Source organism: Aminobacter sp. P9b (assembly GCF_045345995.1).
GTDB classification, from domain to species: domain Bacteria; phylum Pseudomonadota; class Alphaproteobacteria; order Rhizobiales; family Rhizobiaceae; genus Aminobacter; species Aminobacter niigataensis.
On sequence record NZ_CP150082.1, the window covers coordinates 4,771,175 to 4,786,793 of the forward strand.

At 63.4% G+C, this 15,619-nt stretch carries 11 protein-coding genes and 1 pseudogene; 3 read left to right on the top strand and 9 right to left on the bottom strand.

Translation table 11 applies throughout. The features are described 5' to 3' along the window. The 9 genes from WHT83_RS23475 to WHT83_RS23515 all read right to left on the bottom strand — a co-directional run bounded on the left by WHT83_RS23475 (nucleotide 1) and on the right by WHT83_RS23515 (nucleotide 12,041). On the bottom strand, nucleotides 1–423 hold the full coding sequence (locus WHT83_RS23475) for a proton-translocating transhydrogenase family protein (RefSeq protein ID WP_268738159.1): 423 nt from the start codon (nucleotides 421–423) through the stop codon (nucleotides 1–3). Further along, nucleotides 423–1,724: a Re/Si-specific NAD(P)(+) transhydrogenase subunit alpha gene (locus WHT83_RS23480; RefSeq protein ID WP_406872527.1), complete on the bottom strand. Its 1,302-nt coding sequence runs from the start codon at nucleotides 1,722–1,724 to the stop codon at nucleotides 423–425. The genes WHT83_RS23475 and WHT83_RS23480 overlap by 1 nt, the downstream gene beginning before the upstream one ends. Before the next feature lie 291 nt (nucleotides 1,725–2,015). Beyond that, nucleotides 2,016–2,264, bottom strand: a complete 249-nt coding sequence (locus WHT83_RS23485) for an aa3-type cytochrome c oxidase subunit IV (RefSeq protein ID WP_108607019.1) — start codon at nucleotides 2,262–2,264, stop codon at nucleotides 2,016–2,018. A gap of 225 nt (nucleotides 2,265–2,489) precedes the next feature. After that, a complete protein-coding gene (locus WHT83_RS23490) occupies nucleotides 2,490–3,782 on the bottom strand; it encodes an ABC transporter substrate-binding protein (RefSeq protein ID WP_406872528.1) in 1,293 nt (430 codons plus the stop codon). A 65-nt stretch (nucleotides 3,783–3,847) separates the two neighbouring features. Then, nucleotides 3,848–4,627 carry an N-acyl amino acid synthase FeeM domain-containing protein gene (locus WHT83_RS23495; RefSeq protein ID WP_406872529.1) on the bottom strand — a complete coding sequence of 260 codons (780 nt, stop codon included), beginning with the start codon at nucleotides 4,625–4,627 and terminating at the stop codon, nucleotides 3,848–3,850. 154 nt (nucleotides 4,628–4,781) lie between these two features. Next, nucleotides 4,782–7,091, bottom strand: coding sequence for a bifunctional diguanylate cyclase/phosphodiesterase (locus WHT83_RS23500; protein ID WP_183264487.1), 2,310 nt, complete (start codon nucleotides 7,089–7,091; stop codon nucleotides 4,782–4,784). 139 nt (nucleotides 7,092–7,230) lie between these two features. After that, on the bottom strand, nucleotides 7,231–10,707 hold the full coding sequence (locus WHT83_RS23505) for an indolepyruvate ferredoxin oxidoreductase family protein (RefSeq protein ID WP_406872530.1): 3,477 nt from the start codon (nucleotides 10,705–10,707) through the stop codon (nucleotides 7,231–7,233). A 208-nt stretch (nucleotides 10,708–10,915) separates the two neighbouring features. Then, nucleotides 10,916–11,449: a hypothetical protein gene (locus tag WHT83_RS23510; protein WP_406872531.1), complete on the bottom strand. Its 534-nt coding sequence runs from the start codon at nucleotides 11,447–11,449 to the stop codon at nucleotides 10,916–10,918. Next, complete coding sequence (locus WHT83_RS23515; RefSeq protein ID WP_318763784.1) at nucleotides 11,442–12,041, bottom strand: CGNR zinc finger domain-containing protein; 600 nt, start codon at nucleotides 12,039–12,041, stop codon at nucleotides 11,442–11,444. The genes WHT83_RS23510 and WHT83_RS23515 overlap by 8 nt, the downstream gene beginning before the upstream one ends. A 93-nt stretch (nucleotides 12,042–12,134) precedes the next feature. Between WHT83_RS23515 and WHT83_RS23520 the strand changes: the two are divergent. The 3 genes and pseudogenes from WHT83_RS23520 to WHT83_RS23530 all read left to right on the top strand — a co-directional run bounded on the left by WHT83_RS23520 (nucleotide 12,135) and on the right by WHT83_RS23530 (nucleotide 15,575). Beyond that, nucleotides 12,135–13,039, top strand: a pseudogene (locus tag WHT83_RS23520) (branched-chain amino acid ABC transporter permease). A gap of 206 nt (nucleotides 13,040–13,245) precedes the next feature. Continuing rightward, on the top strand, nucleotides 13,246–13,830 hold the full coding sequence (locus WHT83_RS23525; RefSeq protein WP_108607012.1) for a TRAP transporter small permease subunit: 585 nt from the start codon (nucleotides 13,246–13,248) through the stop codon (nucleotides 13,828–13,830). Beyond that, a complete protein-coding gene (locus tag WHT83_RS23530) occupies nucleotides 13,827–15,575 on the top strand; it encodes a TRAP transporter large permease subunit (RefSeq protein WP_108607011.1) in 1,749 nt (582 codons plus the stop codon). The genes WHT83_RS23525 and WHT83_RS23530 overlap by 4 nt, the downstream gene beginning before the upstream one ends. Nucleotides 15,576–15,619 lie beyond the last annotated feature (44 nt).

The following is a 15,619-nucleotide window of genomic DNA, read 5'->3' on the forward strand; positions in this document are numbered from 1 at the left end:
TCACTTGTCCTTCTTCTTGTACATCGCCAGCATGCGCTGGGTGACGAGGAAGCCGCCGAAGATGTTGACCGAGGCGAGCACCAGGGCAATGAAGCCGAAGCCGGTGGCAAGCCCGGAGGCTGCGATGCCGACGGCGAGCAGCGCCCCGACCACGATCACCGAGGAGATGGCGTTGGTCACCGCCATCAGCGGCGTGTGCAAAGCCGGCGTCACCGACCAGACGACGTAGTAGCCGACGAAGATCGCCAGCACGAAGATGGCGAAGCGGAACACGAACGGGTCGATCGCCCCGCCGCTCAGCGCATGTGCAGCGTCGCCCGCGGCGTCCGCCGCACCTTGGCTGGTGGCGAGATCCTGGATGCCGAGCCGGACGGCACCAACCGCCTGGTCGAGCTGGTCGAGGGCTTTCTGAAGACCTTCCATCACGCGTCTCCCTGCTTGGCCGGCTTCTTGGCGGTGGTTTTCTGGGCAGTGGTCTTTTTGGCAGCGGCCGGTTTTTCGGCCTTGGCCGCACCGTCGCTTGCCGGGTCGTCGCCGCGGTTCTGGCCCGCAACGACCGGCTTGGGCTTGTCCGCTGCAGCCGCTGCCGCGGCATTGGCGAAGTTGGGGTGAACGACCTTGCCTGCATCGGTCAGCATCGTTGCCTTGACCAGCTCGTCGTCGCGGTTGATGGCGATCTGCTTGGTCGTCTTGTCGACCATGGTCTCGAGGAAGGCGAACAGGTTCTTGGCGTAAAGCAGCGAGGCCGAGGCCGCGACACGGCCCGGCACGTTGAGATGGCCGACGATCTTGGCCCCGTTGGCGGTGGTGACGACCTTGCCTGGCACCGCACCCTCGACATTGCCGCCGCGCTCGACGGCGAGGTCGACCAGCACCGAACCCGGCTTCATCGAGGCGACCATGGCGGCCGACACCAGCTTCGGCGCCGGACGGCCCGGGATCAGGGCGGTGGTAATGACGATGTCCTGCTTGGCGATGTGCTCGGCGGTCAAGGCCGCCTGCTTCGCCTGGTATTCCTTCGACATCTCCTTGGCGTAGCCGCCGGCGGTCTCCGCCGCCTTGAACTCCTCGTCCTCGACCGCCAGGAACTTGGCGCCGAGTGAGGCGACCTGCTCCTTGACCGCCGGACGCACGTCGGTGGCGGTCACGATCGCACCCATGCGGCGGGCGGTGGCGATCGCCTGCAGGCCGGCGACGCCGACGCCCATGATGAACACTTTCGCCGCCGGCACCGTGCCGGCCGCCGTCATCATCATCGGCAGCGCGCGGTCATATTCGGCGGCACCGTCGATCACCGCCTGGTAACCGGCGAGGTTTGCCTGCGACGACAGCACGTCCATCACCTGGGCGCGGGTGATGCGCGGCATGAACTCCATGGCAAACGCCGTGACGCCTGCCCTGGCCATCGCCGCGACAGCGGCGTCATTGCCATAGGGATCCATGGTGGCCAGCACCGCGGCACCTGGCTTGTAGCCCTTGAGCTCGGCTTCGGAAGGACGGCGCACCTTGAGCACGACATCCGCCTTGCCGGCATCGGCGGCCTTGCCGATCTTACCGCCGACCGCAGTGAAATCGGCATCGGGAATGCGCGACAAGGTCCCCGCCCCGCTCTCCACCACCACCTCGAAACCAAGCCCGACAAGGCGTTTCACCGTATCCGGCGAAGCACCAACCCGGCTCTCAATCGCATCAATCTCTCTCGGTATGAATATCGTCTGGCCCACCGCTAAATCCTTTCGGCTGGAACCTTACCAAACGTAAGGTGCCGGACGCAGATAAACGCGTCGGCGCCTTACCAACGAAAAGTATTCTGGACACTAACGGAGGTTGAAACCGCCGACGCACCCGTCCCTTTGGCCATGCCAAAACCTGCCCTTGCCAGACAAATGACCGGCAAGACTGCTGCGTGCGGCGCGTTCGCGTCTGATCTATTCGAAGCGAAAATCACCGGTTCCAACTCCCCCTAGGCTGGAACGTGGACGACCGCGAAGGCCTCGCGGCCGCAGAAATAGAGATCAGCTAATATGGGTAGGCAGGTCGCGGAGCAGGAAGCCACCCACGGCGACGAGCACCAGGAACAGCACAGCCGAGGAGAAGAAGCCGGCCGGGGCAAAGAAGCCGAACGCCATGGCGACCATCAACGCGACGCAAAAGAGCGTGCCGTATTTGGAAAGTTTGATGAAGAGTTTGTAGGTGCCTTCATGCTCGGCGTAGTCCATCTGCGCGCCAAGTTCGACCGGGCCGGTCGGCGTGTTGTCAGCCATGAGAGTCCCTCCGGAAAACAAGTTCAAGCGCACATACCGAAATGCGCGCGGCAGGGCAATGGGAAGATTGCCCATAGGCTGCGACAAGATAATCAATCAAAAGCGATAAATCGCCTGCTGCCGCTCGATCCGCGTGATGTCGCTGCGGCCACGTGGCGAAAGCCTGGCTGCCGATTCGGTGCTGCCGTCGGCACCTCGGCCTCATCCCCGGAAGAGCGCTCGGCCCTACAACTTGCAATCTTCGTTCATCGCCCACGGCGCATGCGTCTCGGCATATTTGCGCGCCTCCAGTTCGGCCAGTGGCGCGATCATCGCGCGATCGGCCGTAAGCGCGTCGGAAGCCTTGACGAATTTTTCTCCGTCCCAACTGAGCATCCATGCGGCGGCATGACCGGCATGGTTGTCGCACGAGGTCGAGAACGTTCCGATCATCCCCTCCGCGCCGACCGAGACGAGCCTGTCGGCGTCGATCTTCAGGTTCTCGAGACCCCAGCGCAGCTGCTCGGCATTGATGATCCTTTTGTCGAAGTGCTCCTGCGCGGCCTTGATCGCCTCGACCGACAACATCGAGATCAGCACGCCGCGCTGGTAGAACAGCTGGTCGAGTTCTTCTGCCGAAGTCAGCGACGTGCCGGCGTCGACGACATATTTGCGGATGTCCTGCATTACCCCGGCGTTCGACGCCGGCAAGTTCCATGACAGGGTGCGATAACCCTTGCCGGCAGCGCCGACCGCCTTCAGGTCCTCGTCATGGCCGGACCACCAGATGCCGACCAGCTTGTCCATCGAAAAGCCGGTCTTGATCGCCTCGGCGAAAGCCCCCGCATTCATCGCACCCCAGCCCCACAGCAGCACGAAATCCGGGCGCTCGCTCGCAATCTTCTGCCATTGCGTCGACTGGCTCTGCATTTCCTTCACGCCGACCGGGATCGGCAGCAGCGTGAAGCCGAAGGTGTCGGAATATTCCTGCAGCAGCGGGATGGGTTCTTCGCCATAGGGGGCATCGAGGTGAAGAAGCACGATCTTCTTGCCGCGCAGGCTGTCGAGATTTCCACCGGAGATGCTCTTGAGCATCATCGAAGTGCCGTCCCAATAGGTGACCGGCGGGTTGAACGCCCAGGGAAACACCTTGCCCTCGGCCATCGCCGAAAAGCCGTAGCCGGGTGCGAGAATCGGCCGCTTGTCGGCGGCGGCCTTCGGCAAAATCGCGAGCGTGGCGCCGGGCGACCATGGCTGGGTGACGATACTGGTGGCCTTGGTGCGGTCGTAGCACTCGGCCGCCTTGTCGGTGCTGAAGCCGGTCTCGCATTCGCTGTAGGTCAGCTTGATGCCGTTGACGCCGCCGTCGCGCTCGTTGAGCATCAGCATGTAGTCGCGCTGGCCATCGGCCAGCGGCGTACCCGCGGCGGCAAACGGCCCGGTACGGAAGGCGAGATTTGCGATGCCGATCGCGTCCTGGGCCAAAGCCGGTGCCGACAGCATCGCTCCCGACAGCAAGACGACAGGAAGAAGGGACATCTTGCTCGGCGTCTTCATTCTTCCCAACCGTTGCGGACTGGCCGCCAAGGCGACCTTACGCGAGCTCAGGCGGCTTCGCGAAAATATTTTGCCGTCGGCAGGATGGTCAGCGGCGCCAGTTCGCCAAGCGGTGGCTTGCCGAACATCAGCCGCTGCTCCATCGGCGTCGACTTGAAGAAGGGAAAGCGCTGGAAGGAGCGCTCGCGAATGGCGTTTACATCGGCGCGATAGAGAACCACCTTGTTGAATACGCCCGGATACGAGCGCGGCTCGCTGATCCGCTCGGAATAATAGATCCGCTTGTAGAAGCCAGCGTGGTCTTCACGAACTGTCGACAGGCAGTAAGGCGCCTTGAAGTGGAAGCACGCCATCCCGGCGAGGCGAAGCGTGATGTAGGGGATCTGGGGGTAAACGCGCGACCACTCGGGGTCGGATGCGAACCGGCTGGGGCAGATGAACGTCAGCCCCTTGGCCAACATCGGCATCACGATGTCGCCGAATGCCTTGGTCGACGGTGACAGTGGCGTGGCCAGGGTGACGTGGTGGATACGAAGTGTGCTCACAAGATGCTGGTCGACATAGACACCAAAACGATACGCGTTGGGGGCCTCGTCCAACTCGTCATTGATCGTATGGCTTTCGTTGTCTGGAACCATATCGTTGGAGCGGTACGATTTGTACCTCAGCCGGTAGATGTCTTCGAGATCCTCGCCCTTGTCGCAACGACGGTATTCGGTACGCTCAAGCAAGCTCGAAACGTGGCGTGCAAATGACGACCCCGGTTCGGACGCACTGCTACTCTGGACGTCGGCGTCGCCGCCGGACGTCGCTTGATGAATGGTCATGGTAGTCCCCGTAATTCCGCCCGACTGAAGGGTAGCGGAGGCCGGGGTGATGTAAAGATGAAAATCAAACTGTTCCTGTTTACCTTCCGTTAAGGTTAATAGTTTACGGAAAATTAAGCATTTTCACACTGTCGGCAATGTATCTGCGGCCGCCTCAACGAGTGGCCGAGATTCGGGCGAGGCCGATATCCTTGGCGAAAGGCCAGACGGTGTTGGACATCGTTTCAATACCGGACGAAGACAGCGCCGAGCCGAACAGGAACCCCTGGACAAGGTCGGGTTGCACCTCGACGGCCAGGATCTTGAGCTGTTCGAAGGTTTCGACCCCTTCCACGGTGACCGCAAGCCCGAGCGGGCGCGACAGGTCGACGATGCCCTTGAGCAATTGCAGCGAGCGCGGGTTCTGACCGACGTCGGCAAGGAAGCTTCGGTCGATCTTGACTTTGTCGAGCGGTAGCTTGTGCAGGTAGCTCAGGCTGGAATAGCCGGTGCCGAAATCGTCCAGCGCGATGCGCACGCCAATGCTCTTCAGTTCCTCGACATAGCTGCGCGTCAGCGACTTGTCGTCGAGCAGTGCGGTTTCGGTGACCTCGATCTCCAGGCGGTGCGGCGCAAGGCCGGAGCTCGCCAGTGCCCCCCTCACCTTGTCGATGACGTCGCGGTTGCGGAAATCCTTGGCCGACAGATTGACCGAGACACTGATCTTCGCCGGCCATTTGGCGCATTCCACACATGCCGCATGCAGCACGAACGTGCTGATTTCGGAGATGATGCCCATCTCTTCGGCGAGGGGAATGAAGGTGGCCGGCGAGACCGGCCCGAGTTCAGGATGATCCCAACGGCACAATGCCTCGCAACTGGCGATCCGCATCGTGGCCATGGAGACGATTGGCTGGTAGACGACGCGCAGGGCGCCTGCCTCGACGGCATTGCGCAGATCGGCCTTCATCAGCTGGCGGTTGCGGAAGGCCGCATCCATCACCGCCTCGAACAGATGCCAGCTGTTCTTGCCAAGGTCCTTGGCCTTGTAGAGTGCGAGATCCGCCTTGACGATCATCGCATCGACCTCGGAGTCCCGCACCTGTCCCAGGACCGCGCCACCGCTCGCCTGGATGCGCAGCACGTGACCGGCGACGTCGACCTCGCCTTGCATCTCGGCAAAGATGCGATCGAGTTCCGCTGTCAGATGTGCTTCGTCGTCGACCCTGTCGAAATAGATCATGAATTCGTCGCCGCCGAAGCGGCTGACCTTGACGTTGTCGCTGGCAAACGCCGCAAGCCGCTCCGCCACGGCATAGATCAGCCCATCGCCGACGGGATGGCCGAGCGTGTCGTTGACGCTCTTGAAGTCGTCAAGGTCGAGCACGGCAAGGGCGCAGAGCCGATCGCGGTCGCCGGCATGGATGCATTCGGCGACCACCTCATGGAAATAGGCGCGGTTGGGCAGCCCGGTCAGGCTGTCGTAGCGCGCCATGAAACGGATCTTCTCCTCCGCCGCGACGCGGGACGTCACGTCCTCGAAGGTGATGACGCCAAGCTCCTGGCTGCCTTCTCGTGCGGAAAATTCCAGGCACTGGCCATTGGCAAGCGCAACCAGGACCTTGCGGTCCTTGCCTTCGCGCAGCGCCCGCGTCAGCTGAGCCTCGATATAGCGGCAGTCCTTGAGCGCAAGCTGGCCGCCGGCCACGCCGCGCATCAGCAAGCCATGGATCGAGCGCCCCAGCAAAGCCTCGGGCGACTTGACCGACATCAGATGCGCAGCCTCGGCATTGGCGACCGCCACACGCCCGTCCGGGCCAAGCATGACCAGGCCATGCGACATGGTGTTGAGCGCACGGTTGAACCGCTGGGCCAGACGATTGGCTTTCTTCTCTTCCGACACGGCGGTGAACAGCACGTCGCGAACCGTGTCGGCGAATTTTCGGATCGCAAAGAGGAATGGCGCCGACAGCAGGCCCAAAAAGACGTGGTAGGCGTCGCCGCGCAGCAGGAAGCCGAGCGAGATTGGCCAGGTCAAGGCGATGATCAGGATGATCACCATACGCGGTGAGCCATAATTGCGGCCGGCGATCGACGTTGCCGTGGCGAGCGTCACGCAAACTGAGGCGATTTCGGCAAACGTATCGTGCGCGAAGTAGATACCCGCGAGGCAAAATGCGCCCAGCGACGCGCCGTGAAGCGAGCCGTAGAGAATGTAGTCATTTTCGCGCTGGTGCGCTTCTTCCCACGTCGTCGGAGACGGCAAGCTGTTGTACTTGCGGAAATTTCGCATGCGCAGCGTGCCGACAAGCAGCATGCAGATCGCAACAACCAGATAGAGCGGATGGGCCGTCTTCCACCAGACGACGACGATCAGGAAGGTCTGCGCGATGATACCGACAGCCAACGTAGAGCCATCGCGGAAAAGCGTTTCCACGAAGGGTATGTAGACGTCGACGGGTATCTCGTTGTTTCTTCTGCGCATCCGAGGCCTGCCTAGGAGGCCAAGGACTGCCACATCCGCCTTAAGAAAGGCTTAGAAACCGGGCGCTGCCAGCATCTGCTTGCCAATCGGGCGCCGAATAAGCCTGCTACCTTAGGTTCAGGTAAACAAGTCGTATCAACTATTCGGCGGCCTGAAGCTCAGTTCTTGTCGGAGGCGCTTTCAACCTTGGGACGAGACGCTCGCGTTCGCCTGCAGCCCTTTCGACGCTGGCATGCTTGAGGTGGCCATAGCCGCGGATCAGTTGCGGCACCGACGCAAGGCCTGCTGCCGCCTCGATGTTGTCGCTGGTCAGCGCGCTACGGATCAGTTCCAGATCGGCTTCGTAGCTGTCGAGCAACTGGCGCTCCATGCGGCGTTCGGCGGTGTAGCCGAAGATATCGAATGCGCTGCCGCGTAGCCCTTTCATCGCCGAAAGCAGCCTGAAGCCCTTCATCATCCACGGACCGAAACTCGACTTGCGCGGCACGCCATCGGCCCCCTTGCGGCCAAGGATCGGCGGCGCGAGATGGAATTCCAGCCGGTCGTAGTCCTGGAACTGCTTCGCCAGTTCACGCTGGAACGAGCCGTCGGTGTAGAGCCGCGCAACCTCGTATTCGTCTTTGACCGCCATCAGCTTGAACAGGGAGCGCGCAGCCGCTTCCGCGACCACGGTCGATCCGGGCCTAGCCTTCTCCTCTGCCGCGCGAAGCGAAGCGATGCGCCCGACATAGCGTTCGGCGTAGGCCGCGTTCTGATAGGCAGTCAGGAACTCGGCGCGGCGCGCGATCACCTCGTCGAGCGTTTGCGCCACCGCAGGCTCCGCCCCACGGCCGGAACGGTCGATCATCGCGCGGACGAACTCCGGCTCGTGTGCGGCGCGCCGGCCCCAGCGGAAGGCGGCGACGTTCATCGCCACGGCCTCGCCGTTGAGCCCGATCGCCTTTTCGATCGCCTCGGCCGACAGCGGCAGGCCGCCATGCTGGAAGGCGAAGCCGAGCATGAACATGTTGGCGCCGAGCGAATTGCCGAACAGGGCGGCGGCCGTTCGGGTGGCATCGAAGAAATGCGCGTTCGTATCCCCTGCCGCCTCGCGGATGGCCTTCTTGAGCCGCTCGGTGGGCAGCGAGAAGTCGGCTGAGCGGGTGAACTCGCCGGGCATGATCTCGGCGGTGTTGGCGACGAAGATGGTGTGGTTCTCGCGGACCGCCGCCAGCACCTTCTTGGCGCCCGACACGACGAGGTCGCAGCCCAGGATCAGGTCGGCCTTGCCGGCCGAAACGCGGATGGCGTTGATGTCTTCGGGCGTGCGCGCGATGCGGACATGGGTGAACACCGAGCCGCCCTTCTGGGCGAGGCCGGCCATGTCGATCATGCCGCAGCCCTTGCCTTCGAGATGGGCTGCCATGCCGAGCACGGCACCCACGGTGACGACGCCGGTGCCGCCGACGCCGTCGATGATCGCCGCCCAGCCGTCGCGGTCGAGCGCGAACTCCTTCGCCACCGGCACGCCCTCGAGCGGGTCGCCGGTGCCGGCAATGCCGTCGGCCTTGCGGATCTTGGCACCATGGACCGTGACGAAGGACGGGCAGAAGCCGTTGACGCAGGAAAAGTCCTTGTTGCAGCTCGACTGGTCGATCTTGCGCTTGCGGCCGAACTCGGTCTCGACGGGCTGGATGGAGACGCAGCTCGACTTGACGCCGCAGTCGCCGCAACCCTCGCAGACCAACTCGTTGATGAACACGCGCTTGTCGGGATCGGGGAAGGTGCCGCGCTTGCGCCGGCGCCGTTTTTCCGCAGCGCAGGTCTGGTCGTAGAGCAGGACGGTAACGCCCTTGATGTCGCGCAACTCGCGCTGGACGAGGTCGAGATCGTCGCGGTGATGGAAGGTGGCGCCGACAGGAAACTGCGAACGCCCGCCATATTTGTCCGGCTCGTCGGTGACGACAGCGATACGCTCGACGCCCTCGGCGCGCACCTGTCGGGCGATCATGTCGACGGTCAGGCTGCCTTCATGTGGCTGGCCGCCGGTCATGGCGACGGCGTCGTTGTAGAGGATCTTGTAGGTGATGTTGGCATCCGAGGCGAGCGCGAAGCGGATCGCCAGCGTGCCCGAATGGTTGTAGGTGCCGTCGCCGAGATTCTGGAAGATGTGCTCGCGCTTGGTGAACGGCGCCTGGCCGACCCACTGCGCGCCCTCCCCGCCCATGGCGGTGAAGCCGATGGTGCTGCGGTCCATCCACAAGGACATGAAGTGACAGCCGATGCCGGCGCCGGCGATCGATCCCTCGGGCACCTTGGTCGAGGTGTTGTGCGGACAGCCCGAGCAGAAGAACGGCGTCCGCGAGGCCACGTCCTTGGTGTCGGCAAGCATCGCCTGGTACTGGCGCAGCCGGCTGACGCGGGCCGCGATCTCCTCCGACGGCCCGATGACCTTGAGGATGCGCTCGCCCAGCGCAATCGCGATGTCGTTGGGATCGAGCGCGCCCTTGGCCGGAAACAGCCAGTCGCCGCGCTCGTCGCGCTTGCCGACCACCTTCGGCTGCATCGCGGTGCCATACAACTCCTCGCGCACCTGGGTCTCGAGCAGCGAGCGCTTTTCCTCGACGACGACGATCATCTCGAGGCCGCTGGCGAAGTCCCTGATGTGCTCGATGTCGAGCGGCCACGGACAGCCGACCTTGAACAGGCGGATGCCGAGCTGGTTGGCACTTGCCTCGTCGATGCCGAGATCGTCGAGCGCCTGGCGCACATCGAGAAAGCTCTTCCCGACCGTGATGATGCCGATCTTCGGCTTGCGGCCGCCGGAATAGACGATGCGGTTGATGCCGTTGGCGCGGATGAAGGCGGAGACCGCAGCGCGCTTGTATTCGTGCAGCCGCGCTTCCTGGCCAAGCTGGTCGAGCTCGTGGCGGATGTTGAGCCCGCCCGGCGGCATGTCGAATTCGGGGATGACGATGTTCAGCCGGTCGAGCGAGGCGTCGACGGAGGCGGTCGATTCGATGTTGTCCTTGACGCATTTGATCGCAGCCCACGTGCCGGCGAAACGCGACAGCGCAAAGCCGTAAAGGCCGTAGTCGATCAGTTCCTGCACCCCGCCCGGATTGAGGATCGGGATCATCGTGTCGACGAACAGGAACTCGGTGGCATGCGCATTGGTTGAGGATTCGGCGGTATGGTCGTCGCCCATCAGCGCCAGCACGCCACCCTTCTTCGACGATCCCGCAAGGTTGGCATGGCGAAAGACATCGCCCGAACGGTCGACGCCGGGGCCCTTGCCGTACCAGACGGAAAAGACGCCGTCATGTTTGCCCTCGCCCAGAAGCTCTGTCTGCTGCGAGCCCCATACGGCCGTCGCAGCCAATTCCTCGTTGAGGCCGGGCTGGAAGACGATGCTGGACTGGGCGAGTTGCTTCTTGGCCTTCCACAGCTGCAGGTCGAGGCCGCCGAGCGGCGAGCCGCGATAGCCGGAGACGAAACCCGCCGTATCGAGGCCGGCAAGCCGGTCGCGCTCGCGCTGCATCAACAGCATCCGGATGACGGCCTGGGCGCCGGAGAGGAAGATCCGCTCCTTGCCGAGATCGAACTTGTCATCGAGAGCGACGTCGTGAAGCGTCATCAGCATTTCCTGTGCCCGAACCGGCCCCCGATTCGGGCGGCTGACCTTGGGTAGCTTAGGGATAGCTTTTCCGGGCACGGCTGTCGCGTCAAACGAATTTCTTTGCACGGGGAAAAGAACAATCGAAGATGCTTTTGGCCGCTTGCCACGAAATAATCCGAGCGCAGAGGGCCGCAGCGCGCACGAATATTGAAGCTGACCGCAATGCTCAGGCCGGAGGTGGACAGTTCACGCCGCGGCCGCCGGGCAAATGCCCGTCCGGATGTCCCTTGAGCTCAGGATTGAGGTCGTAGAACGGCCCGGCGACAAGCGGCTTGTCGGGCAGCACCGACTGGTCCTGCGACGAGACCATCGTCGTCTCGATCACCTGCATTGCCTCGCCCTTCGCCCCCTCGATGACGATCGACACCTTGTAGGGCCGGTCCTTGGCCACGCATTCGAGCGGCGGGCTTTCTATCGTTACCTTCTCGCTCTGCGGCCAGATCTTCTGGCGCACGGCGATCGCCTCGCCGCCTGCGGGGTTCTCGAAATTCACCACGGCTACTTCGCCTTCGCCGACCGGCTTGAGCGGCCGCAAGGTCACCATATAGCGGACGGTGGCGACGCGGTAATTGAACACGAACAGGCGGCCGGACAGCTCGAAGTGCTCGCCCTCGGCGCCGCTGTCGCGGCAACCGGCCAGCCCCATCAATGCCAGTGCGGAAAGTGCTATGGCAGTGCGCAAGAACCTCCGCTCAGGCATTCGCCACCTCCTCCTTGCGCCTGCTGTAATGACGCCTGGCCTTCTGGCGGTTGCCGCAGACGGCCATGTCGCACCACAGCCGGCTGCCGTTGCGGCTGCGGTCGACGAACAGCCATCTGCAGTTCGGACAGCTCCTGAGCCGGGACAGAGCATCGGTCGACATCAGAGACAGCGCCGAAACGGCAAGCGCGGCCTCGAATGCCAGCGGTTGCGCTGACACGCCGAAGGGCGCAGCCGCCGTCAACGTTTCGCGCGACCCGGCGAGCCCCCGGGCACAGGCATCGAGGAAATCAGGCATGTCGGCCGATGCCAGCCCGCCGGCAACCACTGCGCCGCGGAAAAGCCGGTCCGTGGTCTCGCGAAGGGCGATGACCTTGCCGGCGATGGCATGCGGGTCGGCTGCGGCAAGTGCCCGGCCCTTGAGTTCATCGGCGCGAAACGTCGTCGCCGCAACCGCAAAGCGGGCGATCTCGGCGGGATCGTCGAAGCGGTCGAAGCCGCGCTCGGCGTCGCCGCGCAGCACGACTGTGTTGGCGGTGTCGAGCGCAAGCGCGCCGCCGGAAAAGCGATGCCGGGTCCAGGAAACTGACATGGTTTAATCTAACTGGTAAAGCCAATTTGACAAGTTAGATTCGCGGGCGCAATTTTGCGGCGATGCGGAACGTACCGACCAGCCAGAAAGCGCATGCTCTATCTCCTGCAACAGCTTCTCAACGGCGTGCATTCGGCGGCGATCTATGCACTGCTGGCTTTCGGCTATGCGCTCGGCAACGGCCTTCTCCGTCGAACCAACCTTGCTTATGGCGGCATCTTCGCATTCTGCGGCCAGACCATGATCCTCACCGCGGTCTATGGCTGGCAGGTGCTGTGGCTGACCCTGCCCGCGACGGTCGCCTTCGGCATCCTCATCGCGCTCGCCTATGCGGGATTGCTGAGCCGCCTGCTGTCGCGCGCCGTCTTCGCTCCGCTCGCCACCCGCTCGCCCAATGCGATTGTCGCCGCCACGCTCGGCGTGCTGCTGGTGCTGTCGGAACTGAGCCGCATCGCCGCCGACACGCATGACTATTGGCTGCCGCCGATGCTGGCGACACCGGTGGTCTTCGCCTCCGGCGGCAATTTCGTCGCGACGCTGACGGTCATCCAGCTGATCAATACGGCGATCGTCGTGCTGGTGATCGTCGGCGGCGCGGCTTTCCTGGCCCGCTCCCATTTTGGCCGGCATTGGCGCGCAACGGCCGACGATCCGTTCGCAGCGCAGCTCTGCGGCATCGACACCGCACGCGTGTTTCATCGCGCGCTGTTGTACGGCGGCCTCTGCGCCGGGCTCGCCGGTGTTCTGGCAGCGCTCTATTACGGCAATATCGGCTTCGGTGCCGGCCTCGTCTACGGCCTCAAGATTTTGTTCATCACCGCGGTCGGCGGCTATTACGCCCTGGAAGGGCAGCGCTCGGCGCCGCGATCTTCGGCATGGCCGAGGCCCTGTGGGCCGGCTACTTCCCGATCGAATGGCGCGATGCCTGGATGTATGCGCTGCTCGCCGCAATGCTGGTGCTGGCAGGCGATCGCAAGGACGCGCCCAGCGCGGTCTGAAGCACAGCTTCTGGCGTGCGACTTTGGTTGAATGTCGCAGCGTCAGCGCAGCTTTTTCCCCGGATTTGCAACCTTCGCAGCGGTTGACGCCATAGCGCTGTTATGTTGACGCGGCACCCATGACCGGCATACCCATGGACATCGGGGAATGCCGGAAAAAGAACGTCGGGGAACAACGGCTGCCCCATCAAATCAGGGAGGAATGCATGGCAGGGCTGCTCGCTCTATCCAGGGTCATTGACCGTATCAACGAGGCAATCGGAAAGATGGTCGCCTGGGCGATCCTTGTTGCCATCCTCGTCAGTGCGGGTAACGCGATCGTCCGCAAGGCGTTCAACATGTCGTCCAACTCCTGGCTGGAGCTGCAATGGTACCTGTTCGGCGCCGCCTTCATGCTGGCAGCCGCCTATACGCTCAAGCAGAACGAGCACATCCGCATCGACGTCGTCTACGGCATGTTCTCGCGCCGCGTGCAGCACTGGATCGACCTGCTCGGACACCTGCTGTTCCTGATGCCGTTCGTCCTCCTGATGATCTACTATTTCATCCCCTATGTGAGCCTGTCGTTCCGCTCGGGTGAAATGTCGTCGAGCGCCGGCGGCCTGATCCTGTGGCCGGCCAAGGCGCTGCTGCTGATCGGTTTCGTTCAACTCGGCTTCCAGGGCATTTCGGAAATCATCAAGAAGGTCGCCATCATGCGCGGCGACATGGATGATCCCACCCCATTCATCTCTGCCCACGAACAGGCGGAACTCGAAGGCAAGGCGCTCGCCGACGAGGTGCGCTCATGATCGAGTTCATCGCCCAGAACATGGCGCCGATCATGTTCTTTTCGCTGATCATCTTCATGCTGGTCGGTTACCCGGTCGCCTTCTCGCTCGCTGCCAACGGGCTGCTGTTCTTCCTGATCGGCGTGGAACTCGCGCCTTTCTCCAACGGCAGCATCAACCTGTCCTGGCCGCTTCTCTACGCCCTTCCGGAGCGCTTCTGGGGGGTGATGGCGAACGAAACACTGCTGGCGATCCCGTTCTTCACCTTCATGGGTATCGTGCTCGAACGTTCGGGCATGGCCGAAGACCTGCTCGACACCATCGGCCAGCTGTTCGGACCAATCCGCGGCGGCCTTGCCTATGCGGTGATCTTCGTCGGCGCCCTGCTTGCAGCCACCACCGGCGTGGTTGCCGCCTCGGTCATCGCCATGGGCCTGATCTCGCTGCCGATCATGCTGCGCTACGGCTATGACCGCCGCCTTGCCTCCGGCGTCATCGCCGCGTCAGGCACGCTAGCCCAGATCATCCCACCCTCGCTCGTGCTCATCGTGCTCGCCGACCAGCTCGGCCGCTCGGTCGGCGACATGTACAAGGGTGCGCTGATCCCCGGCCTGGTGCTGACCAGCCTCTACATGGGCTACATCCTGCTGATGTCGATCATCCGGCCGAAGGCGATGCCCGCACTGCCGCTCGAGGCCCGCACGCTCGGTCATGGCGTGACCTCGCTGTTCGTGGCGCTGCTGTTCGCCGCCGTGATCGCCTATGCCGCTCATGTCTATCTGTCGCCGACCCACGGCGCCAACGCCGACATCCTCGGCGCCTGTGTCGGCATCATCGTCATCTACATCGTGGCGATCGCCGACCGTAGCCTCAAGACCAACATGATGTCGCGGCTGGCCCAGCAGGTCATCATCGTGCTGATCCCGCCGCTGGCCCTGATCTTCCTCGTGCTCGGCACCATCTTCCTTGGCATTGCGACGCCGACGGAAGGCGGCGCGATGGGCTCGGTCGGAGCCCTGATCATGGCCGCGGCGAAGGGCAGGCTGTCCTTCGACGTGATCAAACAGGCGCTGGCCTCGACCACGAGGCTGTCGTCCTTCGTCATCTTCATCCTGATCGGCGCGCGCGTCTTCTCGCTCACCTTCTACGGCGTCAACGGCCATCTCTGGGTCGAGCACCTGCTGGTGTCGCTGCCCGGCGGCGAGGTCGGCTTCCTGATCGCCGTCAACATACTGGTCTTCCTGCTCGCCTTCTTCCTCGACTTCTTCGAACTGGCCTTCATCGTCGTGCCGCTTCTGGCGCCTGCCGCCGACAAGCTCGGCATTGACCTGATCTGGTTCGGCGTCCTGTTGGGCGTCAACATGCAGACCAGCTTCATGCATCCGCCCTTCGGCTTCGCGCTGTTCTATCTGCGTTCGGTGGCAGCGCGCGTGCCCTATCTCGACAGGATCACCGGCAAGAACATCGAGCCGGTGACCACAGGGCAGATCTATTGGGGCGCCGTTCCCTTCGTCTGCATCCAGATCATCATGATCGGGCTGACCATCGCCTTCCCGCAGATGGTGATGCACTACAAGGGTCCGACGGTCGACCCGAGCAGCATCGAGATCAAGATGCCTGACATGCCCAGCCTGGATGGCGGGTTTGGGCTGCCGCCGCTCGGCGCTCCGCCTGCCGGCGGCACCGCTCCGGCAGCGCCGGGTACCGCGCCTGCCCAACCGGCAGCCCCGGCCCCCGACCTGTCCAAGCCGCCGAGCTTCAACTGAACCTGTCGGCAAGCAAAAAGGGCGCCCACGGGCGCCCTTTTTCG

Coding starts and splice junctions, on each gene's coding strand:
- WHT83_RS23475 (WP_268738159.1), bottom strand. CDS start 423: ATGGAAGGTCTTCAGAAAGCCCTCGACCAGCTCGACCAGGCGGTTGGT.
- WHT83_RS23485 (WP_108607019.1), bottom strand. CDS start 2,264: ATGGCTGACAACACGCCGACCGGCCCGGTCGAACTTGGCGCGCAGATG.
- WHT83_RS23490 (WP_406872528.1), bottom strand. CDS start 3,782: ATGTCCCTTCTTCCTGTCGTCTTGCTGTCGGGAGCGATGCTGTCGGCA.
- WHT83_RS23495 (WP_406872529.1), bottom strand. CDS start 4,627: ATGACCATTCATCAAGCGACGTCCGGCGGCGACGCCGACGTCCAGAGT.
- WHT83_RS23500 (WP_183264487.1), bottom strand. CDS start 7,091: ATGCGCAGAAGAAACAACGAGATACCCGTCGACGTCTACATACCCTTC.
- WHT83_RS23505 (WP_406872530.1), bottom strand. CDS start 10,707: ATGACGCTTCACGACGTCGCTCTCGATGACAAGTTCGATCTCGGCAAG.
- WHT83_RS23510 (WP_406872531.1), bottom strand. CDS start 11,449: ATGCCTGAGCGGAGGTTCTTGCGCACTGCCATAGCACTTTCCGCACTG.
- WHT83_RS23515 (WP_318763784.1), bottom strand. CDS start 12,041: ATGTCAGTTTCCTGGACCCGGCATCGCTTTTCCGGCGGCGCGCTTGCG.
- WHT83_RS23525 (WP_108607012.1), top strand. CDS start 13,246: ATGGCAGGGCTGCTCGCTCTATCCAGGGTCATTGACCGTATCAACGAG.
- WHT83_RS23530 (WP_108607011.1), top strand. CDS start 13,827: ATGATCGAGTTCATCGCCCAGAACATGGCGCCGATCATGTTCTTTTCG.